The sequence below is a fragment of the Shimazuella soli genome (assembly GCF_022511585.1).
In the GTDB taxonomy this organism is placed as follows: domain Bacteria; phylum Bacillota; class Bacilli; order Thermoactinomycetales; family Thermoactinomycetaceae; genus Shimazuella; species Shimazuella soli.
Genome location: NZ_JAKWBN010000001.1, coordinates 537377 through 559015, shown reverse-complemented (window position 1 = coordinate 559015; position 21639 = coordinate 537377). Strand labels below are relative to the sequence as shown.

Below are 21639 nucleotides of genomic sequence, written 5' to 3'. Positions count from 1 at the left end.
CATTCTCCTTCGATGTTCAGCCCTTCCCATTTCAGGCGTCCCTTACTTTGGTACTATGGCTTCTGCTGACTTCTGCATGTTCAGCTTTCCCTTTAGGGGAAAGGTTACCATATGTGTACGGCTTACCACGCAGATCTCCCCGGGTAAGAGCGTATTCTTTCTCCCCATCTACCTGTCTCATTTACTCCCATTCCTCTTTGGTAGCAGGGACTTTACCTTGGTTAGCAGGCTCATCCAAGGAATGGTAGCCTTCTATGAGATTCGTGTTCCTCAGGCCAGAGATTTGCCGCCGGCTTCCTTCCGATTCCACCTCGCGGTGGACACCGATGCCTTAAGCTAACGACTACTGCTACCTTCGTCGTTCGGGACTTTCACCCTATAGAATAGGCCCATGCCGGGCGCACTAACTGAAGAAGAAACAACAAATTTCTTCTTCAGTTCCCTTACCCTATTCCTCTTCGAGACTTTTAATCCTCTCAACCTAATTTATTTCTTTTCGCTGTAATTTCTATTGTAAAAGGTACATCACTTTGACATTACCATTATTGTTGGGATAAAGATTGTATGAAAGATAAGAAAAAACGTTTGGAAATCACACTCATGAAGAGTTCCCTCATGAAAAGTATTATTAATACAATAGAATAATAGAAATACAAAAAAGCTACGAGGTTTAATTTTACCTGTAGCAGCTTTCTGTTTATGTTTCAGTAATTTACTCAATATGTATCATTTTAGGGCACTTTGTCTCCCAAATAATCGTAATAGAGGAGGAAGTAGAAGCAACGAAACAACTAGACGCATGATCTGTGCGGAAACTACAAACATAACATCCGCATGGACAGCTAAAGAAGTACTAGCCATTTCAGCAACACCACCTGGAGCAAAGGCTAATAAAGCAGTTGCTATTGGTATACCTGTAACTTTTGATAATAGAAAGGAACATAGGCTCATGAGAAGAACAAAACAAAAGGATAGTATACTTCCTATTAATGCAGGTTTCTTTATTCCATAAAACATCCCTTTTTTTATTTTGGAACCGATACTGATTCCGATCAACACTTGAGCAAGTATAGAGAACCACAATGGATACCAAATGACAAAGTGAAAATGCAAAAAGGTTGACATAGAGACAACCGTAGCAACGGTTAACATACTCCCAAATAACCACGGAGCAGGCAGATATACCTTCCGTCCATATTTCCCTCCTATCCAAGCCAAACCAAACATCAAAAGTGTAAACCATAAAGATGACTGAGAAAAACTACTCACTTGGTGAGTAGGGATAGGAAAATTTGCCGACGGAAAAAATTGAAGCATGATTGGAATCACAGCAATAACACATAACATGCGCATCAATTGAATGATACTAACGATCATAGTATTTGCCCCAGCTTCATCTGCTATAGAAGCCATCGCAGTAGTACCGCCAGGTGTTGTCGCAAATAAACTTGTAATTAAATTAACATTGCCATATCGCTTTAAAAACCAACTTGAAATTAATGCAAGTGATATCGAAAAAAGAAACACCGAACCGATTATGTAAGAATTATCTTCAATGGTATCCAAAATCGCAAATGTAATCTTTTGCCCCAATTGTATCCCTAACATCCACTGCCCTAACTCTCGAAAAATCTGGGATGCACCTTTTTCATTTTTTTGAATGAATGATTTATTTGAGCCCCAAAACGAAAATAGCATGGAACCAATAAATGCACCGACAAGCCATCCAACAGACAATCCTGTACAAGAACCGATATACCCTCCCGTTAAACCAGCTAGGAACAAAAAAAGGGTAGATTCTCTCATAGCTAATTTCATATTTAAATCTCCTCTATTTAAAAATTGGAAATAAATTATACATCATACTATTTGATATTTTTTTGATTTATCTTTCTTTTTTTAGCAAAAATATGAACTGTTTATCAGCTCTTAGCCCTGTCGCTTCGTAATCTTCCATCCACTTGGTTAAGATTTCTTCCAAGGTTTCTTCTGGATGAGAAGATTGAAGAAAAGATAACACTTTTTCTTTTTGTGTTTCATTTGGTTTCTCTGATGTGGGAACCAAATTCCACCCAAGCCCTACGGTATCTCGTGTTTTCGTCTTGACAGTTCGATAATGATAGGTGTTCATTTCCATCAGTTTCGCAAGAGCTTCTGGATGATAGAGAGGAGCAATGATCCCTGTTTCACCATACTCTGAGCCAAATACATCTTCTGGTATTTGCTTGGATTGCTTCACTGCATATTGTTGCAGATAGTTGGTGGATAGTACATCTCCACTCTTTAATACATAGGCTTTAACTGCTGGCTTGTCCATTTGTTCACCTCCTAGACCACTCTTGCTTTTACAGTTGGTTCGTCTTTCTTAGCATAAGCTCGGTAAACGCCCACACCAGTGCATCCATCCGGTCCGGAGACTGCATTTGACCGGGAGCCCATGTACACATCTGATCTTCTAACGTTCCAAAGCATCCCACATGGTGTACCTTCCTCTGTTCATATAACGCAGCGATAGGTTCTGCTCGCGTAAGTTTTCCTCTGCTGGCATGTACCTTCTTGTATGACACCGTTTTGTCTACGGTTCGAATCGTATGCTCCACCATATCCCCACCATTATTCGTTTTTGCAACTATTCGATCCGCTTCAAAATCATAGTAGGCAGTGACAGCAGTACGTGCCCAACCATCCGGAGAAGCATGGAGGGAAAGATGGAATTACTTGAATCTCCATGTTTCTCGCTCCTATTTTTACGCATAAAAATTAGCGAGCTCTGCCCGCTATTCGACAAATGAATATTCTTTTCCACTTACTATTTTATCTGATAAACCAGAACAAATGGGATCATATAAGTCTCTGTTTCGTATCACAAAAGTATCAAAACCTGTGGTTCTAGTTAATATATTCTTTGAAAGAAAACAACTATAAATGAGAAAATCACATATAATTTCAAAATTAACCTGAGAGGGAATATCAATTGACTTACCCCTATTAAGTATTTATATTGTAATTATTATTAATATATATCAGAGGAGTAAATATATGAAAATTTCTAAGCAATGGATTCAAAAAGATAGTGATTATATTCGTAAAAAAGTAGTAGATTACAACCTTTCGCTACTACCTGATGAAGTAAAACAACCATCCAAAAACGTTAGCCATGTGCTTAGAAATGATGATGAGGAAATTGTTGGCGGGATTACTGGAACGATAGTTTGGTATCATCTACATATTGATTATCTGTGGGTTGATGATTCTCTCAGAGGAGAAGGTTATGGTAAAGAGTTATTAAATCATATGGAAAATACGGCAAGAGAACATAAGTGCAGACTAATACTACTAGATACTTTTAGCTTCCAAGCACCAGATTTTTATCAAAAACTTGGATATAAAGTTGTTGGAATAGTAGAAGATCACCCAAAAGGATACAACCTGTATTATTTAGAAAAGAAATTGTTTGTTTAATCTCTTACAAGAAAATCCCTTCAAAAAGAAAGTGCGACCTGCATTATAAGGAAAAACTTCCTATGCAAAAGCACTTTCTTTTTACCTAATCAATTCTTAAACTAGCACCCAATTATCAAATTATATTCATCGCCAATGCCAACTTTTGAATTGCCCGTTTTTTCACTCGGTAGTAATCGGACCGGCTCCAGCCCAATTGCTGACAGACAGCATAGTCAATGGGATCGTTTTGATCAAAATACCTTGCTTTACCGACACTTCGAGAACACCTATTGTGTCGCCCGGACTTAGTAAGAACTAGTGGCTGTTCTCCTCTTTTTCTTCTTCTAATAGTTCGACCAGACGACAAAACATCTGATACAAGTGAGTTTCTTTGTTCGATATAGATTGCAACTGGTGAAATGCCATTTACCGATCCACACTCCTTTTTCCCTTTTGATCAAGTTGATGTTTAGTAAACTACCACTACGCTTAGACTACCGTTATTTCCCCTTTTAGTCAATAAATTCCGATTTATTTCTCACTCCTATAGAAATAAACAACTAATATCCCACTAAAATCAACAATATTCATTTTACCTATTGGCAAAACAAATCTAGTACTGTATATTTGACGATAAGTCTAATATACATACATATGATCTATTTATTTTTATTTCCTTTCTTTCTTTTTCCAAACAACTATGCTATATTTTGATTTATAATCAAATAGAAGCGGTGAAAACGATGACTATAGGACAGAGAATACGTTCTGAGAGGAAAAAGAAAAAACTAACCCAACAAGAACTAGCTGAAATAATGGGGATCAACAATACAGCAGTGTCAAAATGGGAAGCAGATGTAAACCAACCAGACTATGTATACTTGATCAAAATGTGTGATTTGTTTGAGTGCTCAGCAGACTATTTACTAGGTAGAACAGACACCATAGCGGCTCACCGGACAAATGATCCCATGAGTGATTTATCTGAAGAGGGATTAGAATTTTTTAAAAAGGTGATTGAACCAATTGTGGAAAAAGAAATTGAAAGGAGATTAAAAGGAAGAAAATAAAGGAAATGGAAAACGCTAGTTTACAGAAACATATATTCGCTTTTTTATATTAAAATTATAGAACCTGCCAATACAGCTTTCTATCTCAAATAATACTTCTACTTGATATAAAACTGGAGCGAACTTTCCAATGACAGATAAACTACACCAACTAGCGATTCAAGAAGGTATTAAAGTCGTTTATTTAAGCATACCCAAAATTTGTGGTTACGAAGGAATGTACATCGAAAGCGACGGAAATCCTTTTATTTTTCTAAACACAATAGTGTCGGAACGACTAGGACATTCCAACACTAGAATAACCATGGATATATACAGCCATGTCCTTCCTTCTATGCAAGAAGAAGCTGTCGATAAGTTTGAAAAAATGTTCCTAGAAAATAGCCGAACGAAGACAAAATTACTTTAGTGTAATAAAGGTTTGCAATTTGTTTGCAATCTGCATTTTCTCCGCTAAAACCCCATCCGCCTACAACAAAAAAACTCCCTATTTCTAAGGAGTTTGATTGGTGGGCAGTAGAGGAATCGAACCTCCGACCTCTTCCGTGTCAAGGAAGCGCTCTCCCCCTGAGCTAACCGCCCTTATGCAACTGTATGGTGGGCCCAACAGGACTCGAACCTGTGACCGATCGGTTATGAGCCGACTGCTCTACCAACTGAGCTATAGGCCCGGAATATTTGCAATAATTAATAAATGTAAAACAAAATGGCGGGGCTGACGGGATTCGAACCCGCGGTCTCCTGCGTGACAGGCAGGCATGTTAGGCCTCTACACCACAGCCCCATATTTGGTTGCGGGGGCAGGATTTGAACCTGCGACCTTTGGGTTATGAGCCCAACGAGCTACCGAGCTGCTCCACCCCGCGTCAGTGGCGACATTTGTTATTATACTACGGGCACATCTAACATGCAAGTATAAATTTATAAATTTTTTCTCCATATATATTTTACACCGAATCGACCCTTACGAGAACGAAAAACTTCTACACGATCTGGGCTGTCGTATCCATAAAGCCACCAGTCTTCTTCCATACGTGCAGCCAAACATCTCGCTTGAAATCTTGTCTCATACAACTTAAGCCAATAAACCCAATTTGTTGACATTTGGATAGATCACCTCTTACTTCTAGTGTACCTAATTGCAGTCCGTTTCATGCTTTATGAGTAATCCTGATTCGGATGTATGATTTCTTATTAAAAAAATGCAAGGTTAAAAACACAAATATATTTCATTTGTTTTTTATCTACTTCTATTTTTTATAAAATGGATAGCATGATCCACTCCTGCACATACAAAAAATTTTTATTTTCATACATTATTATTACAGGCAGATGCTTGTTAGCTGTTCCCTCCTCCATTTAACCGAGTTTAGACACTCGGTTTTTCTGTATAAAAAAGAGGTTCCATTTAGATAGATGGATGGAACCTCTACATTCGTTTGCTACAGATAAGCATCTAAATCTTCCATTTCTTCTTCGCCTTCTTCTTCATCCCGCAGTCTATGAGCTATTCGCCCTGAAGCTGCTGCTGCAATGCTGGCAACTAAATCGTCGATAAAGGTATTTACTGGTCCATTTTTTGTTGTGTCCAATTGTTTTATAATTCCAATTTTATGTTTATCTAGGTGTCCGAAAGTAGTAACTGCAATACTTCCATATCCAAAAACAGAACCTAGAGCCAGTGTTTCATCACACCCAAATAATCCTTCATCAGAGCGAACCAGTGATAACAATGGTTCAGACAGCATATTTTGTTCAGCTAAAATGTCCAATTCGATTCCTACTAAAATAGCATGCTGAATTTCACGTTTTTTCAAAACCGCAAGGACACTTTCCACACAAGCTTCCAACTGTAGGTTTGGAGCATAAGGTTTCTGCATCTGATACACAATATCTGCGATGGCGGCTATCGTAACACCACGATCTTTTAGCTTTTGCATCACTGCCATTTTAATTTCCTTGTTTAAAACTTTTCTCATTTTCCTACTCCCCCTGTTTTCAAATCATAAACGAAATACTTTAGAAAGAAAACCCAAAAATTAAAATAATGCTGCATCTGGAGGAGAATACCAAACTTACTTATTCGCTGCTGCCCTGAGTCTTTCTACTGTACTATAAGGTGTGGTGCATGTACCTAAATTAGCATGATGCATTTGACCATTACGTACACCATGATAATCCGAACCTGCAGTTGGAATAAGATTAAATTGTTCAGCAAATGCCTCATACCGAATTTTATCTTCTTCCGTATGATCGGGATGATTCACTTCTATACCTGTAAGTCCCATCTCGACAATGGTTGGGATGAGATCATCGCGATGATATAGACCGGGATGAGCCATTACCGCAACCCCTCCAGCTTCTTTAATTGCTTGAATGGCTTCATCTGGGGATGTATTATTTAGCCGAACAAATGCTTCACCATCTGTACCTAAATATTTATCAAATGCTTCATTTAGATCTCCGACCAGTCCCCTTTCAACAAGTATTTGACCAATATGCACTCGACCTACATTTTTTTGTTCAGCGTTACTTTCTTGTTTGGACTCCACTTCATCGATCGTAATTGAGATTCCTAATTGTTCTAACTTCTCTAAAACCAAGCGATTACGCTCTTTTCTCATATTTCTTTGTCTATCCAAAAGGCCTTGAAAAGTAGGATGATTAGGATCAATAAAATATGCTAATATGTCGATTGCTTGTCCATCCAATACTGTACTCATTTCCACTGCGGGCACAATTTCTACTCCTAATTTTTGCCCAGCTATTAACGCTTCTTGATATCCACCTGCCGTATCATGATCAGTAATTGCTATTGCTTCTAAACCCAGTTTGGCTGCAAGTTCCACCACTGCGGTTGGAGTTTGGGTTCCATCTGACATTATCGTATGAGAATGTAAATCTGCTCTTTTCATCCTATCACCTCATCATCTATCATACCAAAAAAGGCACCCATGAAAGGGTGCCTACACTCAACTTCAACCTACTTCACTGCACGGATTAATCGTTTTAATCTAGAAGCAAATTTTTCGGGGTTTTCTTGAATATTACGTGTATCTGCTGATACTCCTAGTTCATTTGCTGCTTCAACCATTAATTGTTCTACATTATCGTTTTTCTTGGTTTGTTCGACACGATTTTGCTTATCCACGAAAAACGCCCCCTTTTGCTGAGTGTAAGGTTAGTATGTGTGGAATATCCAAAAATTAAACATAAAAAGCAACCCCTTCTGAATGAGAGAGATTGCTTTTTTATTTTTGGAGTAAAACTTCGATATGCTCGTTTTCTTCCAGAGAAACAACAGGATACATATTCTCCACCTGTGTAAACGCATACTGATTGTTATCCGATTGGATGGTTCCTTTGATCCAAAATCTTTTTTCCGTCCACATACGGGGGAAACTTCTCAGTTGAATTGGTCTCCACTGCTCACCAATTAAAATTACAGGGCCAGCCGAGGTGACATGGAGCAAAAACATATTACGTTGTTCTGCTTCATCTTGATTTTTTTTCGTAACGCCGTTTTCCATCATCCAAGTACGAGCTTCAATCGTCTCTGGGATCAATCGAATGAATGGTGCATATACCTTCTTAAATGCTTGAAATACATTGGCATGACCGGCAGTCTCCAACCAACGAAATAAATGTTTACATGTGTTTAAAAATATACGCGCTGATATTGGAGTAGATTGATGATGGTCCATATACCAGACACTGAAAAATCGTGCTAATACATCTTCATTTAGGAGAGACCATTCAAATGATTGTCCAAAACGCAGGGAGAGATATTGGAATAGCGTTTCTAACGAACGTGAGTACCAAGCCTGTGTACCTTTTTGTAGTTTGGTAACTTCTGAGACGTAGAAATGCTCTAATTGATTCAAGACAGATACTGGTAGTCCAGGTCTTTCTGCTTGATGTTCCATGGCAGATAAAAAGAAGTCTTTATTACTTTCTATACGCATTTCAGTTGGAGCACTCGTCAATTGTTGCTCCATTGTTTCTAATTCATTTGCTCTTTGGATTGACCAACCGAGTACTCTCCAGCTGGTTTCTCGAATCGTAAGTTCTTGTTGTTCTTCTTCATGGTGGTTGTATTTCTCTAGCTGCACGAGTATCTCCCCTCTCATCTCATGCACAAACGATGTATAAGGGCCAAATAGTTCATAGCGATTTCCTATCCGTATGAGCCTGGCGAACACCAGCTTGTCTCTTGGTATAACATCTTGTTTCATCACCTCATAGTCTTTATTCGTCTGGAGCGAGCGAAATGTCATCGTTTCTTGGTCAGAGTCCAACATTTCAAAACAAGAAAAGGTTAATTCAGATAGGCTTTGAATCACTCTTTCTCCATCCATTCGATGATGTCGAATAGTGGATGCCCAAAGTTCTACTGGCCGTCTTCCGTTCATGCACGGTGCATCAAATAGCAAATAATAATGAAACGAGAAAGCAAAGCTTTTGGGAATAGGTTGATCTAAAGGTAACTGCAATAGTTCTTTAAATCTGGTAGCCCATTTATCTTGATCTTCTACTTTGGCATATCGATGAAACCATTTATCTAGATCAGAGAGCAATTCCCCTTTTTGCCCTCTTTCTCGATTTTCTCTAGTCAATTCAGCTTGGTGAAAAACGATTACACGTTCACAACATTTTTTATACTTTTTACCACTGCCGCAAGTGCAGGGTTGATTTCGACCTACCATACTAACACCTCGGATGGAAAATTCCTTGTAATCCAGTATATCGGAAATAAGCATATAAGACAAAGAAAATTTCAAAAAAAGTCCACAGACAAAATATTTGTGTTATGTATCAGGTTCGATAAAAAACCAAAAAACCCTGCAATAAAATTTCATTGCAAGGTTTTTCCATTATTTCAAAATATGGACTTTCACATTTCGTCTGCCCCATTTTACACAATCAGCTTCACTAGAAAAATAAAGATCAATGATATGCCCTTTGATTCTTCCGCCTGTATCTTCTGCTACACCATATCCATATCCTTCGATATAAAGTTTGGTACCAAGCGGGATTACATCAGGATCAACAGCAACAGTTCCTTTATGAGGGGCAGTACCAGTTGCTGTTTTACTTCCATAAGAAGTATAAGCAGTTGATTCAAAGGTCATTGCTTGGCCAGAAAGGATTCCAGATGCAGGAGTAGAACCTTCATCTTGTTTTTCTGGTTCTTTGGTTCCTAGTTTTACCACTTCCATAACAGGAGCAACTTTATTGATTAATGTTTTGGTGAGGACAGGTTTTCCATCTTTTATCAATAGTTTTCCGTTTTTATAAAGAGCTACGATTTGATATTCTTCTTTTCCTGGTCTTCCTTTGGTTGTTACTTCTTTCTTTCCTTTTTCCAACTTGTCATCTTTTACTTCTTTGGTTGTGAATTTAATGGTTTTTGTTTCTTTTTTTACACGTTGTTCTACTTTGTCCACAACGATCCTCATATTTTGGGTAATAGCTTCATTCATCGAAACATTTGGTTCATCCCAAGCAGATAATTGAATCTTTCTTTCCTCCAGAAAGGAACCAACTGTTGTTTGTGTAGTGATGAAAGTACCAAGATTTTTGCCGCCCAACTCAAGATTTACTTTACATTTGCATTTTAGATCTACTGTTATATCTCCATCTAATGATTTATTCCATGGGATAGACGGCTGATAATTAGCTTTTAACTGTTGCACGTTTTGACCTGCACCAGATAAAGCCTCTTCAAGTGTGTTATGTAAACCCTCACTCACAACTGTAGTTCTTCCATCACTAAAGTTCACTGTCACTTTTGTCTCCATTGCGGCGTAAGCGACAAAAGAACCAGATAAAAGTACTATTGCTATTACTCCTAATATTAGGAATTTCTTCATTGACCACTGCTACCGAAAAACTTAAAATTCATTTTTTAAGAAAAGGCACACTTAATTCGTATCGTCTAGACTGTCTGAAGTTTTCAGTAACAGCTTCGCACCTCCTTGTTAGGTGTACCTATTATGTTGTTGCCCATTATAACAGGACTTTTGGAGATATTCTATTCAAATGAAAAATGTTCCTTTTTTTTTCTTTTTTCTAGTTCTTATTTACTGGTAAAAATTTGCACCGTCACATATCCTTTTTTCGCTTCAGAAACGATGAGAATAGGGCTGTTTCGGAGATTTTTAAACTTAAAATCAGGTCCTCCCCACGAAACAGTTGCATCTTTATTTTTGGGAACATATGGAACATCCCTGCTGTGACTTTTACGTTCAATTATGGTGAGCTTTGCCTGATCTACACTGTTGAACAAGGTGGAAGATGTTTGGCATATCCCTCCTCCAATTCCTTCACTGTACTCGCCTTTTACAATTATTTTGGCTTCTCGATATCCTCTGGCTATTGTGCGCCTGCCGACAGTTTGATTGAAAGAAAAAATTTCTCCTGGCATCACCACAATATGATCAATAGCTTTAGCGGAAAGTTCGACATTGTGAGATCGATTATCCATACTATTATTATAAAAGGTAGTATATGATGCTAATAATTTTCGTTTTAATTTGCGAAGTTCTTTTATGGTAAGTTTTGGACGTTGTATCTCAACAGGAATTTTTACTTTTTTCCCTATATATAAGTGAATTAAATCCATCCAACTATCCATTTCGGATAGGATGACTTTTCTCCCCGATTTTTCCGGTACAATTTGTCGATCTTCATAGTGTGCTGATGTGGGGTTGTGATTGATTTGTTTCGCTATTTTAGCAAACCAACGATGTAACTTCTGACGATCTAAAGTCGTTGGATCAATGCCATCAAAGCCAGCATGACGTAAATCTAAATACCACTGTTTTTCTCCATATGTTACATGCATGACTGGATTAGGAGACCCATTTTGAAAAATCGGGGGTAAAAGGAGAAGAAAACAAGCATATAAATAAGTGAACAAAAAAATCCCCCCTTCCGTTATAGTTTGTACAAAGAAGGCGGGACTTACCAAAACAAATTTATGCAATTAGAAAATGAATTACATAGGTGATCCAATAATTTATTCCAAAAATCGCCATCGGGTAAATAATTACAAGATTCAATACGAATAAGAAAGGAATAAAGATTAAAAAATTCCAATGTTTCGTCTTATGCCGGGCAACTTGCATACCTATAAATGAACCAAGCGCTCCCCCTAGCGCAGCAACGAGAAAAAGTCTCTTTTCAGGAATTCTTTGTTGACTCAGCTTTGCTTGCTTTTTATCATAGAGCATTTGAGAAAATCCAAAAATATTGGCAGCCAAGATATAAACGATAACGAAAATATTCATAAAGTTATTTTATCAGATAGATAAACTCGCATCAAGACATTGTGAATCATTTAACAAATTATGATCAATTAATGACGTTTCACTATATAAACCCATAATAAGTATGTGAAACAGTGTACAAAGTTATTCACAGAGAGTAAGATAATTGTATACAATTTAGACATTGATGAAGGAGGACTTAAAAATGGATTCTGTCTTTTGGAGTCGAATGCTTACTGAAGAGACACTTGCTTTTCACATTATCTGGGCTGCCATTGGAGTCGGAGTTCCCATATTTATTAGTTTAGCAGAATTTATAGGTATCCAGAAGAAAGACGTGCACTACACGATGATGGCCAAGCGCTGGACACGTGGATTCGTAATCACGGTTGCAGTTGGAGTAGTAACAGGTACATGTATTGGGGTACTGTTATCCTTGCTTTGGCCGACTTTTATGCAGTTAGTTGGAAATGTCATCAGTCTGCCATTATTTTTGGAAACATTCGCGTTCTTCTTCGAAGCAATATTTTTGGGAATATATCTGTATACTTGGGATCGGTTTAAAAATCCGTATTGGCATTGGTTAACTTCTATCCCTGTCATTATTGGTTCTACCCTCTCCGCTGTATTTATAACTACAGTAAATTCATTCATGAACACTCCTGCTGGTTTTAAATTAGATGCAGCTGGAAAGGTAATAGATATTGACCCAATAGGCGCAATGTTGAATCCTGCAACGCCCTCAAAAGTAGGACATGTTGTTTCCTCATCGTATTTGATATCAGGTCTATTGTTAGCAGGTCTAGCAGCATTTTTTATATTGCGTGGAAGACAACATATCTACTATAAAAAAGCATTAAAATTAACTATGGTCACCACATTCATTCTGTCCATAACAACCATTTTAATGGGAGATATATCTGCAAAATTTTTAGCGGAGCACCAACCAGCAAAATTAGCAGCTGCAGAGTGGCATTTTGAAACCAAGGAAGGTGCACCTCTCGTCTTATTCGGATCATTAGATCCAAAAACAAATGAAGTAAAATATGCGATTGAAATTCCAAAAGCATTGAGTATTTTAGCAACAAATAACCCAAATGGAACAGTGATTGGTTTGGATAGTATACCAAAAAATTTGTGGCCGCCTTTATATATTCATTACTTATTTGATACAAAAGTAAGTATAGGCTTTTATTTATTGTTCATCACTGCTGTATTCTTAATCCTTTGGATGTGGAAAAAGGGAAATCCTTTCCATCCCATTGTCTTATGTGGAGTAGTTATCGCAGCCCCACTTTCTTTCATCGCGATGGAATTGGGTTGGGTATTCGCGGAGGCTGGACGTCTTCCATGGATCATTACAGGTATTATGAAAGTCGGGGAAGCAGCGACTACAGCAGCAAATGTGAAATTGATGTATTTCTTATTTTCAGGACTTTACCTTTTACTGGCAATTGTTGCTTGTATCGTACTGTATCGATTATTCAAAGGAAAACCTGCCGAAGCTGAACTCAAAGCTTTTGAAGGAGGTATCTCCTAGTGCCACTTGAATGGATAGGTATAAGTGTACTGTGGACATTTCTTTATGGGTATATCATCGTTGCATCGATCGATTTTGGAGCTGGTTTTTTCTCCTATTACAGCTATCTTACGAAAAAAGAGCATGTCGTAAATAAAATAATTGACCGCTATCTGTCTCCTGTTTGGGAAGTTACCAATGTATTTCTCATTTTTTTCATTGTTGGTATCGTCGGCTTTTTCCCTGACACTGCATATTATTATGGGACTGCATTACTTATCCCTGGTGGCATTGCGTTAATTCTGCTCACCATTCGAGGCTCCTTTTATGCATTTGCTAATTATGGCGGAAGAGATAGTAAATTTTTCTTATTTCTCTATGGCATGACTGGATTGTTTATTCCTGCGGCTCTCTCTACTGGTCTGACAATTTCAGAAGGTGGTTTTATTGTAAAAAACGGAGAAAAAATCGAATTTTTAGGTGGGGCATTATTTCGTAGTCCATATTCATGGACAGTAGTATTCTTAGCAATTGTAAGTATCTTATATATCAGTGCTAGTTTTTTAACTTACTATGCTAATAAGGCTGGTGATGTACCTGCGAGCGAACAATTGAGGAAATACTCTTTGTTCTGGAGTGGTCCCACTATTCTGGCAAGTGTCCTAGTCTTTTGGGGGTTATCACATCATAATCCTATTCATTTTGAAAAGGCATGGAACATCAGCTGGGTTTTTATTTGTTCCTTTCTTTGTTTTTTAGCAGCCGTGTACCTTATATGGAAACGTAAATTTCTTGGATTCTCATTTATCGCGGTCATGATGCAATTTGCATTTGCCTTTTTCGGTTATGGTTACTCTCACTTACCTTATTTACTCTATCCCTACATCACATTGCAGAGCGGTTTAACTAATTCCACGATGGGATGGGCTTTGGTCCTAGCGTTTATTGCCGGACTTGTTCTATTGATCCCGTCTCTTGTACTCTTAATGTGGTTGTTTTTATTTAATGCGAAATATATACGGAATGAAAAATAAAAAATGCTGGGATAATCCCAGCATTTTTTAATGATATTCCGCCTCACTTTTCTCAGAGTCGGTAACTTCATTTTTGGGCTTTTGAATCTTTGATGTTGATTTTTCAAATATGTATATCTCTTTTGTATGGACGACATGAGTCGTATCTTTTGTAACATAACCATCTTTGTCCATTTCCAAAGGATAGATATTTGTAAAAGAACCGCTTAATTCTGCCTTGGTAAGAAGATTGGAAGATTTATCGATCCACAGTTTAACGTGAAGACTACCTTCTTTTAACCCATTCCAGCCGTATTTATCATCTGTGAATTTTAATTCTGTAGCGTATGGAAACTCGTGTGAAAAAAGACCATTGTTTCCTTTCAATTGTTTTTCGGTAATGGGTATATCACCTTCAATAATATTACTATTGCCTTCTGATGTAGCACTTAAATTCTCAGCAAAACTTTTTGCTCTTTCAATTAAATATGTTTTTGGAACTAGAAACTTATCTGCATTCATTGGTAAAGAAGCATCTAACTCTTGTTTTATATCACTTGCTTTTTCACTGTAAACTTGGTCTGAAGTTGAATCATACCACCATCGATATCCATTGATATAAATATGCTTCTGTCCATCAATATCTTTATTAAATTTAAAATTAGGGTCCGCAGTTTTATCATACACCCATTGAGCTTCAAAATTGTTTTCATCAACATAATGCAATTTATATTCACGATCAACAAAATCTTTTGTATCTGGGGAATTCACTTGCAGTTTATAGTCAATCATAAAATAATTTTCTTTCATTACTGTTTGAGCTTTATTCAATATTTCATTAACTTTTGGATCCCCTCCAGTAGAAATAACATTTGATACTCCACCAGAGCATGCCGTTACTATCGAACTGATTATTAACAAAGAACCAATAAAAATTCCTGTTTTCTTATTCATTTGAATCACCTCATAACAACAAATAGTTTATTGTGGAGCTTGAATGGTGCCAGTAAATTCACCTTTGTAATCTATTGTGCTTGTTTCATCAATATATACAGGTGGGAAGATTTGAGGTTTTCCTTTTTTATCAAACTTTGAAGAAACAGTTGGTATTCGAAGATTGGAATGAAACATTAACTCTTTCCTTTGTAAGGTGTTCTTATTCACAATTAAAATCATTTCTGGATCTTTAAACTGTGCTTGATCATATTGAATCGTTTCTCCAGCCTCACTTTTTATTCTCTTTTCAATGTAATCGGTCAAATGCATAAAAGGAAAATTCTTTTTATAAAATCCAAAGAGATCGCTATGTTTATCAAAATAGTTTTTTGAGATGACAATTTTATATTCACCATGTTCCTCTGTCATCTTTATTCCAGTTGCATCTTTGTTGGCGATGATTTTATCGATTAGTTGAGAAGAGAAGGGAGTATTATTTACATTTTGACTTACTTTTTGCCAGGCTTGATTATCGACTTTACTATAATACATATTGCCAATTTCATATTCTTCTTCCTTAAATTTGTTCCATTCACCAGGTTTTGGTTTATCTTGACCGTCTACACCAGGGGTAACAAAAGCGGATTCAATATCCGTTGTACTATGACTCTTATATGGATTGTTTACGTAATCAGTCTTTGTAGTACTATTTCTTATATTCGTTTGTGTCACTCGGAAACCATCTGACTCCGCTGTCGTAAAGGTATGCTCCAGATGCATTTTTTTTATATAGGAAACACTCTTTAGGTTTTTGTAATTATTGTTTTGTTTCTGAAGAATCTCTAAAGGATCATTTGTTGTTGCTTGATTATCTGTCGAATGGTTAGCAGTAGAGTTACTGTTGTCTGATTTCGATGAGTTATTGGAACATCCCGCCAATACTTCCATAAAACAAATAAATAACACCAGATAAATACTTAGTTTACACATGCAAATCTCCTTCCATTCCTTCTCCAATTAGCATTATTTGTCTAGTTGCAGTTACATTATTAAAATTAGGTTGTTCCGCATTTTATATTGGAAGAAACTACTTGTTGCAACATACCGCCAAAGGTATTTGCGTTGAATCACGAAAACGCTTACCTCCTTAGAGTTGAAATCCAAAACGAAACGCACAAAGAATGTCCCTCCATCAAATTATGAAGAGACATTTAAAAATCGAATATACAAATAATATACTGTTCAAAGGAGAAATACTAGTCATTTAATAATTTTTTTCTACTAAATCACAAGCATTTATAAAAGAAGAAAATAGTTGCATTGCATGCTTATCTTGCAAGACAGACATCCCTTCAGGATGCCACTGTACTCCCAGCAAAAAAGGATGACTGATACTTTCAACAGCTTCTACAACACCATCTGATGCAACAGCACTGATTGTTAATGGAGGGCATACATTTTTAACAGATTGATGATGATAGGAGTTTACTCGTATTTTCTTTTCTCCAATAATGTCAAAAAGCAGGCTTTCTTTTTTAATATCAATCGTATGAGTTGGATAACCACGTGGTGCATGTTGGTCATGGTTTAGTGCTGAGGATATTTGTGAAGCTATATCTTGATAAAGGTCCCCCCCCAAAGCGATATTCATTAGTTGACATCCTCTACAAATAGCTAAAATAGGTTTATTTTGCTGTAAGAATAATTCAAAAACTTTCAATTCAATTTCATCTCGTTCAGGAATAATTTCGCCTAAATTTGGCGAAGGTTCTTCACCATAATAAAATGGATCTACATCTTTTCCACCAGTAAGAAGTAACCCTGAACATTGTTCGACCATTTTTTGTATCATGATTGGGTCCCGTAGAAATGGGATAAGTAATGGGATTCCACCGGCTTGTATTACGGCTTGAACGTAATCATGATTGATAAAAAATTTTTGATCATCTTGATCAAGGGTAATTCCAATTATGGGGTACAACATGATCTCTCCTTTGCTACATAAAATTCTTAATATATCTTATGCAACAAAAAACTCCAGCTCTATAGAACTGGAGTTTGGCCTTATTCCCTAGCGTGCGAACGATCTTCAAACAGATATTTGATCGCATAAATGCCTGATAACCCGACTATGGTGTAAATGATTCGACTAAGTAAAGATGATTCTCGGATTGCATCTCCACCAAATATAGCAGATACGAGATCCCATTGGAATAAGCCGACAAGCAACCAATTCAGAGCGCCAATAATTACTAATGTAAGAGCAACTTTACCCACAATTTTGGTCCTCCTTTGACAGATTGTTTCTGTTAGTATGGTACTTAAATTCCCTTTTCATACAGAATCTCTAGGAGGGCTATTTTGGCTTTTGTTCTCATCAAAAAAGGTAAGCACATAATTGTACTTACCTTTTTTCTCAAAAAGAGGTTATAGTAGTAGAATTTTCTTTCTGCTTATATTCTTCGGCTAATTTGTCGATTTCCTTTTTCAACTCTTCTACCATTTGAGCTTCTGGAATTTTACGGATAATTTCTCCGTGACGGAAAAGCAGTCCCTCACCTCTTGCTCCAGCAATACCAATATCTGCTTCTTTTGCTTCTCCAGGACCATTTACAGCACAGCCTAACACACTAACTTTGATTGGTGCTTTAATGGTGGAAATATAATCTTCAATTTCATTGGCAATCGAAATTAAGTCTATTTCAATTCTTCCACAAGTAGGACAAGAAATTAAAGTAGCAGCATTTGCAGCTAATCCAAATGTTTTTAACAATTCTCTGGCTACTTTTACCTCTTCAACTGGGTCCGCACTAAGTGAAATACGCAAAGTTGAACCTATCCCTTGAGCAAGGATTGCCCCTAATCCTGCTGCACTTTTGACTGTACCAGAAAATAATGTTCCAGACTCTGTAATACCAAGGTGCAATGGATAGTCAAATGCAGCAGACGCTTTCTGATAGGCTTCGATAGCCAAACGAACATCAGACGCTTTAAGGGAAACAATAATATCATGGAAATCGAGTTCTTCCAGTATGCCAATATGGTACAAAGCGCTTTCTACCATACCATCAGCAGTGGGGTAACCATACTTTTCTAGAATTCTCTTTTCCAAAGAACCAGCATTAACCCCAATACGAATAGGAATGCCACGTTCTTTAGCAGCTTTGACAACTGCTTCAACTTTTTCACGTCGACCAATATTTCCGGGATTGATACGAATTTTATCAATTCCACCCTCGATTGCTTTTAAAGCTAATCGGTAATCAAAATGAATATCTGCTACTAGTGGAATCGTAATCCTCTTTTTAATCTCTGGAATAGCTTCAGCAGCCCGCATATCCGGAACAGCTACTCGTACTATTTGACATCCTGCTTCGGTTAATCTATTGATTTCTGCTACTGTAGCCTTTACATCATGTGTTTTTGTAGTGGCCATACTCTGAATAACAACCTGATCATTGCCACCTATCTGGAGGTTTCCTACTTTTACTGGTCTTGTTTTCGTACGATGAATCATGAGCACTCGCTCCTTAAGAAGTTAAATCAAATGGGAAGATATATTTCTCCTCAAAACGTTACACTCAGATGGGTAAATTTCTCAAAACAAAAAATACATACTTTGATCTTTACAACAAAAGTATTAGTAGATGGAAGTTTTCTACAAGTTCAGTTTAACATTATATCATATTCGAGCAAACGAAAAAGGGGCTCATGCCCCTTTTTAACGGATATTTCATTTACCCTTATCTCTTTCGTACTTTTTTCGCAGCTATCTTCATCGACATAGGAATCATACCAAACCAACGATATGCCCATGGTTCTCTACTCGCATACTTCATCGCTTTTCTATCTTTTTTCGGTGTTTCCATAAACCAAACCATTTTTTCAATTACATAGGTAATCCAATCCTTAAAAGACATTATTACCACCTCGTTACTTAGCATCACCGCTTTCAACGAGATTAAACCAAATATCCATGATTTCCTGAGTAACCAGTTTGATTGATTTATGGCTCGTATCGATTCGAAAATCTGCAAATTGATACAAAGGTTTTCTAGTTCCGTACAATAGATTTACCTTCTCTTCTAAAGATCCACCTTGCAATAATGGACGAGTGGTATCCTCTTTCAAACGACGAATAATCTCTTGTGGTTTAGCATCCAACGCAAAAACCCACCCGTATTTATTCATCGTAATTCGGTTTTCCGGACGTAATACGATTCCGCCTCCTGTTGTAATAATACTTGAATGCGTATTTTGTACATATTGTTCAAGAATTCCCGTTTCTACATTTCGAAAAGTCAATTCCCCATAATTAGCAAAAATTTCTGGAATAGTGCAGCCTCTATCTCGCTGAACCATATCATCTGTATCGATATGCTCCATTTTTGTCAAAGCTGCTATTTGCTGTCCAATAGTTGATTTTCCTGTACCCATAAATCCGACTATAATGAGATGTTTTTTCATAGTAAAATTATTATAACGAACAATTGTCATTCTAACCAATACAAGATATGCATCGTTTTTTTGTCTATCTCCACTGTTTTTGTCTGTTGAATGTTGTCTTTTCCTTTGGCAACGGCTTGAATAAAGATACTCTCAGGTACTGATTCCCAGACAGAAATATTTACTGTATAATCTCCATACTTTGTTTGTTCTGTACGATAATCATCTGGTCTATCTTGTAGTTCCACTTGTCTTTCTGCTATTCCACTTTCGGCGGCATACCCAGCTTGAATCATTTTTAATCTTAGAAGATCTTGCTGCTTCCATTTGCTCCATTCCATAGAAGCAAATAAAAACAAACTAGACATCAAAGCAATCAATACCATCACAACAGGTAGAATAAAACCCTTTTCTTTATTCATTTATACGCCCCCAAATATAGGAAAATCCTGTGAACGTAGCATCCTGCTGGGAGAGGACAACTGTCATTTTCACCCCATTTTTTAAATTCTGATAATAAACCCGCCTTACTTGATATAACAAAATTGTATTCCCACGATAAAATGCAGATGAAGATTCCTTTACACTTCGCACTATTTGATCTTGTTTCCATTGATATCGTACCCGTAAGCCATCTTTCATGATCATCTCTAATTGATTTTGATGGATCAAGAATTTAACACCATTGGCTTCGTCCTTCTGCAATTGTAAAGAAAAACGATCAAACTGGGTAAACAATGCATATGTTGCAAGCTGAGAATGAATACTGTTGAATACTTGGTAGAATAATCCAAAGAACAATGGAAATAGAGTAGTAACGATTGCAAAAGACAAAATCATTTCAATGTAAGTAAATCCTAATTCTGAAATCGACGAGTCTCGAGCTTTACCATACGGCTTAGTCCCTGGTGATTTTTCCATTTGACAAATATCTTTAAATCCCATAATGGTTGTGAATAAGTCACCTCTTCCTGTATGGTATATGTACTCATTTTCCATGTTTTATTACGAACCTGTAACCTGCTAAGCCTTTCTTCTAATAATTCTTGAGCTACTATTCTGGCTTTGTTTTCTAGCATTCGATCATGGAAAAACATTTTCCCAGTTATGTATAATGGCACAACAAAACCAATTAACGTAGTTCCTACCATCAGTGCAACAAGTGTCTCTACAAGAGTAAATCCTTTTTCTCTTTTAAACATGAAATATTACTTTTGTTGTGCCGCTGGCTACTTGGATCACAACATCCATCCAGTTTTTTTCATTCTTCTTTATGTGGATCGTTCCCCCTCGGACTTGCCCGGTTTTTCGAAATAAAACTCGATTTTCCTTATAATTACTGGATATTTTCACATCTTCGGGTAATATCGTTTTATATTGTGTTTTTCCATCTACCCATGTAGTTATTGTCCTATTGGAAAACTGAACAGATACTTCAATTTCTCTGGCCATAGCTGTTAGTTGTGCATCTTCTAGCTGTGAAATAATTTGATATCGAAGTTGAAGATATGTTGCTTTAGCTATTACAGTAGATAGATTTGGAACTGCTAATGAGATTAACATCCCCATAATACTTAACGTACACAGCAACTCAACCAAAGTATAGCCAGCCTCTTTAGTATTTTTTACTGGCATACGACTTGAATTTCTCCCGATTTCTTTACTAGTTTATATTTGCCAGCATCTCCTGGACAGTCTGGGACAGTGCGAAGGTATTTTTGAGAAACTAAATCTTGGATGCTTTTAGGATAGATACCGTGGTCCAAGTAGTAATTATCTACCTGCATACCAATCATTCGTCGATTTGCTCTATCTGCCTGAACATTTGCCTTTTTGCTGGCTTCAATAAAATTAGGCAGTGCGATCGCAATGATAATACCTATAATAAATAAAACGACTAACATCTCGACTAATGTAAAACCTTTTTCTTTCTTCATTTT

The 21639-nt window shown here is 37.0% G+C and carries 26 protein-coding genes, 4 tRNA genes and 3 pseudogenes; 5 read left to right on the top strand and 28 right to left on the bottom strand.

What is annotated here, in order from left to right:
* Positions 1 to 31 precede the first annotated feature (31 nt).
* The 4 genes and pseudogenes from MK805_RS03060 to MK805_RS03045 all read right to left on the bottom strand — a co-directional run.
* Positions 32 to 181 carry a hypothetical protein gene (locus tag MK805_RS03060; protein ID WP_240873720.1) on the bottom strand — a complete coding sequence of 50 codons (150 nt, stop codon included), beginning with the start codon at positions 179 to 181 and terminating at the stop codon, positions 32 to 34.
* 545 nt (positions 182 to 726) lie between these two features.
* Positions 727 to 1818 (bottom strand): AbrB family transcriptional regulator, encoded by a 1092-nt coding sequence (locus MK805_RS03055; RefSeq protein ID WP_240873719.1) that lies wholly within the window; start codon positions 1816 to 1818, stop codon positions 727 to 729.
* A 67-nt stretch (positions 1819 to 1885) separates the two neighbouring features.
* Positions 1886 to 2317: a hypothetical protein gene (locus MK805_RS03050; RefSeq protein ID WP_240873718.1), complete on the bottom strand. Its 432-nt coding sequence runs from the start codon at positions 2315 to 2317 to the stop codon at positions 1886 to 1888.
* A gap of 28 nt (positions 2318 to 2345) precedes the next feature.
* A pseudogene (locus MK805_RS03045) lies at positions 2346 to 2684 on the bottom strand (phage terminase large subunit family protein); the annotation flags it as partial.
* A 355-nt stretch (positions 2685 to 3039) separates the two neighbouring features.
* Between MK805_RS03045 and MK805_RS03040 the strand changes: the two are divergent.
* The 3 genes and pseudogenes from MK805_RS03040 to MK805_RS18115 all read left to right on the top strand — a co-directional run.
* Positions 3040 to 3462 carry a GNAT family N-acetyltransferase gene (locus tag MK805_RS03040; RefSeq protein WP_240873717.1) on the top strand — a complete coding sequence of 141 codons (423 nt, stop codon included), beginning with the start codon at positions 3040 to 3042 and terminating at the stop codon, positions 3460 to 3462.
* Between the two features lie 725 nt (positions 3463 to 4187).
* Positions 4188 to 4514 (top strand): helix-turn-helix domain-containing protein, encoded by a 327-nt coding sequence (locus MK805_RS03035; RefSeq protein ID WP_240873716.1) that lies wholly within the window; start codon positions 4188 to 4190, stop codon positions 4512 to 4514.
* A gap of 262 nt (positions 4515 to 4776) precedes the next feature.
* A pseudogene (locus tag MK805_RS18115) lies at positions 4777 to 4923 on the top strand (site-specific integrase); the annotation flags it as partial.
* A 98-nt stretch (positions 4924 to 5021) separates the two neighbouring features.
* Here the strand turns inward: MK805_RS18115 and MK805_RS03025 are convergent.
* The 12 genes from MK805_RS03025 to MK805_RS02970 form a co-directional block, all read right to left on the bottom strand.
* A tRNA-Val gene (locus MK805_RS03025) sits at positions 5022 to 5096 on the bottom strand.
* Positions 5097 to 5109: 13 nt separating this feature from the next.
* Positions 5110 to 5185: transfer RNA gene (locus tag MK805_RS03020), tRNA-Ile, on the bottom strand.
* Between the two features lie 36 nt (positions 5186 to 5221).
* Positions 5222 to 5298, bottom strand: a tRNA-Asp gene (locus MK805_RS03015).
* 5 nt (positions 5299 to 5303) lie between these two features.
* A tRNA-Met gene (locus tag MK805_RS03010) sits at positions 5304 to 5380 on the bottom strand.
* Between the two features lie 55 nt (positions 5381 to 5435).
* A complete protein-coding gene (locus MK805_RS03005; protein ID WP_240873715.1) occupies positions 5436 to 5618 on the bottom strand; it encodes a hypothetical protein in 183 nt (60 codons plus the stop codon).
* A gap of 338 nt (positions 5619 to 5956) precedes the next feature.
* Positions 5957 to 6493 carry a phosphatidylglycerophosphatase A family protein gene (locus tag MK805_RS03000; protein ID WP_240873714.1) on the bottom strand — a complete coding sequence of 179 codons (537 nt, stop codon included), beginning with the start codon at positions 6491 to 6493 and terminating at the stop codon, positions 5957 to 5959.
* Positions 6494 to 6589: 96 nt separating this feature from the next.
* Entirely contained in the window at positions 6590 to 7429 is an 840-nt protein-coding gene (locus tag MK805_RS02995; RefSeq protein WP_240873713.1) for a PHP domain-containing protein, read from the bottom strand.
* Between the two features lie 68 nt (positions 7430 to 7497).
* Entirely contained in the window at positions 7498 to 7665 is a 168-nt protein-coding gene (locus MK805_RS02990; RefSeq protein WP_240873712.1) for a hypothetical protein, read from the bottom strand.
* A 100-nt stretch (positions 7666 to 7765) separates the two neighbouring features.
* On the bottom strand, positions 7766 to 9220 hold the full coding sequence (locus MK805_RS02985) for a YecA family protein (protein ID WP_240873711.1): 1455 nt from the start codon (positions 9218 to 9220) through the stop codon (positions 7766 to 7768).
* Positions 9221 to 9388: 168 nt separating this feature from the next.
* A complete protein-coding gene (locus tag MK805_RS02980; RefSeq protein ID WP_240873710.1) occupies positions 9389 to 10387 on the bottom strand; it encodes a 3D domain-containing protein in 999 nt (332 codons plus the stop codon).
* A 206-nt stretch (positions 10388 to 10593) separates the two neighbouring features.
* Positions 10594 to 11436: a VanW family protein gene (locus MK805_RS02975; RefSeq protein WP_240873709.1), complete on the bottom strand. Its 843-nt coding sequence runs from the start codon at positions 11434 to 11436 to the stop codon at positions 10594 to 10596.
* A 58-nt stretch (positions 11437 to 11494) separates the two neighbouring features.
* The gene (locus MK805_RS02970) at positions 11495 to 11806 is read right to left on the bottom strand and encodes a DUF1294 domain-containing protein (RefSeq protein WP_240873708.1); all 312 of its coding nucleotides are present in this window, start codon (positions 11804 to 11806) and stop codon (positions 11495 to 11497) included.
* Positions 11807 to 11990: 184 nt separating this feature from the next.
* On the opposite strand from MK805_RS02970, the gene MK805_RS02965 reads away from it, so the two are divergent.
* Both MK805_RS02965 and MK805_RS02960 read left to right on the top strand, forming a co-directional pair.
* The gene (locus MK805_RS02965) at positions 11991 to 13325 is read left to right on the top strand and encodes a cytochrome ubiquinol oxidase subunit I (RefSeq protein ID WP_240873707.1); all 1335 of its coding nucleotides are present in this window, start codon (positions 11991 to 11993) and stop codon (positions 13323 to 13325) included.
* The gene (locus MK805_RS02960; protein ID WP_240873706.1) at positions 13325 to 14338 is read left to right on the top strand and encodes a cytochrome d ubiquinol oxidase subunit II; all 1014 of its coding nucleotides are present in this window, start codon (positions 13325 to 13327) and stop codon (positions 14336 to 14338) included. The genes MK805_RS02965 and MK805_RS02960 overlap by 1 nt, the downstream gene beginning before the upstream one ends.
* Positions 14339 to 14365: 27 nt before the next feature.
* On the opposite strand, the gene MK805_RS02955 is transcribed toward MK805_RS02960, so the two are convergent.
* The 12 genes and pseudogenes from MK805_RS02955 to MK805_RS02905 all read right to left on the bottom strand — a co-directional run bounded on the left by MK805_RS02955 (position 14366) and on the right by MK805_RS02905 (position 21636).
* Positions 14366 to 15271 carry a hypothetical protein gene (locus MK805_RS02955; RefSeq protein WP_240873705.1) on the bottom strand — a complete coding sequence of 302 codons (906 nt, stop codon included), beginning with the start codon at positions 15269 to 15271 and terminating at the stop codon, positions 14366 to 14368.
* Between the two features lie 27 nt (positions 15272 to 15298).
* Positions 15299 to 16243, bottom strand: a complete 945-nt coding sequence (locus tag MK805_RS02950) for a hypothetical protein (RefSeq protein ID WP_240873704.1) — start codon at positions 16241 to 16243, stop codon at positions 15299 to 15301.
* A 274-nt stretch (positions 16244 to 16517) separates the two neighbouring features.
* Entirely contained in the window at positions 16518 to 17237 is a 720-nt protein-coding gene (locus MK805_RS02945; protein ID WP_240873703.1) for a gamma-glutamyl-gamma-aminobutyrate hydrolase family protein, read from the bottom strand.
* An 80-nt stretch (positions 17238 to 17317) separates the two neighbouring features.
* The gene (locus MK805_RS02940) at positions 17318 to 17530 is read right to left on the bottom strand and encodes a DUF378 domain-containing protein (RefSeq protein WP_160801029.1); all 213 of its coding nucleotides are present in this window, start codon (positions 17528 to 17530) and stop codon (positions 17318 to 17320) included.
* A gap of 139 nt (positions 17531 to 17669) precedes the next feature.
* The gene (ispG, locus tag MK805_RS02935) at positions 17670 to 18770 is read right to left on the bottom strand and encodes a flavodoxin-dependent (E)-4-hydroxy-3-methylbut-2-enyl-diphosphate synthase (protein ID WP_240873702.1); all 1101 of its coding nucleotides are present in this window, start codon (positions 18768 to 18770) and stop codon (positions 17670 to 17672) included.
* Between the two features lie 226 nt (positions 18771 to 18996).
* Complete coding sequence (locus tag MK805_RS02930; RefSeq protein WP_240873701.1) at positions 18997 to 19173, bottom strand: YqzE family protein; 177 nt, start codon at positions 19171 to 19173, stop codon at positions 18997 to 18999.
* A gap of 13 nt (positions 19174 to 19186) precedes the next feature.
* Positions 19187 to 19750 carry a shikimate kinase gene (locus MK805_RS02925; RefSeq protein ID WP_240873700.1) on the bottom strand — a complete coding sequence of 188 codons (564 nt, stop codon included), beginning with the start codon at positions 19748 to 19750 and terminating at the stop codon, positions 19187 to 19189.
* On the bottom strand, positions 19747 to 20121 hold the full coding sequence (locus MK805_RS02920) for a type II secretion system GspH family protein (protein WP_240873699.1): 375 nt from the start codon (positions 20119 to 20121) through the stop codon (positions 19747 to 19749). The genes MK805_RS02925 and MK805_RS02920 overlap by 4 nt, the downstream gene beginning before the upstream one ends.
* Positions 20114 to 20698 carry a ComGF family competence protein gene (locus MK805_RS02915; RefSeq protein WP_240873698.1) on the bottom strand — a complete coding sequence of 195 codons (585 nt, stop codon included), beginning with the start codon at positions 20696 to 20698 and terminating at the stop codon, positions 20114 to 20116. Before MK805_RS02915 ends, MK805_RS02920 begins: the two co-directional genes overlap by 8 nt.
* Positions 20699 to 20826: 128 nt before the next feature.
* Positions 20827 to 20901, bottom strand: a pseudogene (locus tag MK805_RS18110) (prepilin-type N-terminal cleavage/methylation domain-containing protein); the annotation flags it as partial.
* A complete protein-coding gene (locus MK805_RS02910; protein WP_240873697.1) occupies positions 20894 to 21334 on the bottom strand; it encodes a prepilin-type N-terminal cleavage/methylation domain-containing protein in 441 nt (146 codons plus the stop codon). The gene MK805_RS02910 and the pseudogene MK805_RS18110, both read right to left, overlap by 8 nt.
* A complete protein-coding gene (locus MK805_RS02905; RefSeq protein ID WP_240873696.1) occupies positions 21325 to 21636 on the bottom strand; it encodes a competence type IV pilus major pilin ComGC in 312 nt (103 codons plus the stop codon). The genes MK805_RS02910 and MK805_RS02905 overlap by 10 nt, the downstream gene beginning before the upstream one ends.
* Positions 21637 to 21639: the final 3 nt, after the last annotated feature.

Coding starts and splice junctions, on each gene's coding strand:
- MK805_RS03060 (WP_240873720.1), bottom strand. CDS start 181: ATGAGACAGGTAGATGGGGAGAAAGAATACGCTCTTACCCGGGGAGAT.
- MK805_RS03055 (WP_240873719.1), bottom strand. CDS start 1,818: ATGAAATTAGCTATGAGAGAATCTACCCTTTTTTTGTTCCTAGCTGGT.
- MK805_RS03050 (WP_240873718.1), bottom strand. CDS start 2,317: ATGGACAAGCCAGCAGTTAAAGCCTATGTATTAAAGAGTGGAGATGTA.
- MK805_RS03040 (WP_240873717.1), top strand. CDS start 3,040: ATGAAAATTTCTAAGCAATGGATTCAAAAAGATAGTGATTATATTCGT.
- MK805_RS03035 (WP_240873716.1), top strand. CDS start 4,188: ATGACTATAGGACAGAGAATACGTTCTGAGAGGAAAAAGAAAAAACTA.
- MK805_RS03005 (WP_240873715.1), bottom strand. CDS start 5,618: ATGTCAACAAATTGGGTTTATTGGCTTAAGTTGTATGAGACAAGATTT.
- MK805_RS03000 (WP_240873714.1), bottom strand. CDS start 6,493: ATGAGAAAAGTTTTAAACAAGGAAATTAAAATGGCAGTGATGCAAAAG.
- MK805_RS02995 (WP_240873713.1), bottom strand. CDS start 7,429: ATGAAAAGAGCAGATTTACATTCTCATACGATAATGTCAGATGGAACC.
- MK805_RS02985 (WP_240873711.1), bottom strand. CDS start 9,220: ATGGTAGGTCGAAATCAACCCTGCACTTGCGGCAGTGGTAAAAAGTAT.
- MK805_RS02980 (WP_240873710.1), bottom strand. CDS start 10,387: ATGAAGAAATTCCTAATATTAGGAGTAATAGCAATAGTACTTTTATCT.
- MK805_RS02970 (WP_240873708.1), bottom strand. CDS start 11,806: ATGAATATTTTCGTTATCGTTTATATCTTGGCTGCCAATATTTTTGGA.
- MK805_RS02965 (WP_240873707.1), top strand. CDS start 11,991: ATGGATTCTGTCTTTTGGAGTCGAATGCTTACTGAAGAGACACTTGCT.
- MK805_RS02955 (WP_240873705.1), bottom strand. CDS start 15,271: ATGAATAAGAAAACAGGAATTTTTATTGGTTCTTTGTTAATAATCAGT.
- MK805_RS02950 (WP_240873704.1), bottom strand. CDS start 16,243: ATGTGTAAACTAAGTATTTATCTGGTGTTATTTATTTGTTTTATGGAA.
- MK805_RS02945 (WP_240873703.1), bottom strand. CDS start 17,237: ATGTTGTACCCCATAATTGGAATTACCCTTGATCAAGATGATCAAAAA.
- ispG (WP_240873702.1), bottom strand. CDS start 18,770: ATGATTCATCGTACGAAAACAAGACCAGTAAAAGTAGGAAACCTCCAG.
- MK805_RS02930 (WP_240873701.1), bottom strand. CDS start 19,173: ATGTCTTTTAAGGATTGGATTACCTATGTAATTGAAAAAATGGTTTGG.
- MK805_RS02925 (WP_240873700.1), bottom strand. CDS start 19,750: ATGACAATTGTTCGTTATAATAATTTTACTATGAAAAAACATCTCATT.
- MK805_RS02920 (WP_240873699.1), bottom strand. CDS start 20,121: ATGAATAAAGAAAAGGGTTTTATTCTACCTGTTGTGATGGTATTGATT.
- MK805_RS02915 (WP_240873698.1), bottom strand. CDS start 20,698: ATGGAAAATGAGTACATATACCATACAGGAAGAGGTGACTTATTCACA.
- MK805_RS02910 (WP_240873697.1), bottom strand. CDS start 21,334: ATGCCAGTAAAAAATACTAAAGAGGCTGGCTATACTTTGGTTGAGTTG.
- MK805_RS02905 (WP_240873696.1), bottom strand. CDS start 21,636: ATGAAGAAAGAAAAAGGTTTTACATTAGTCGAGATGTTAGTCGTTTTA.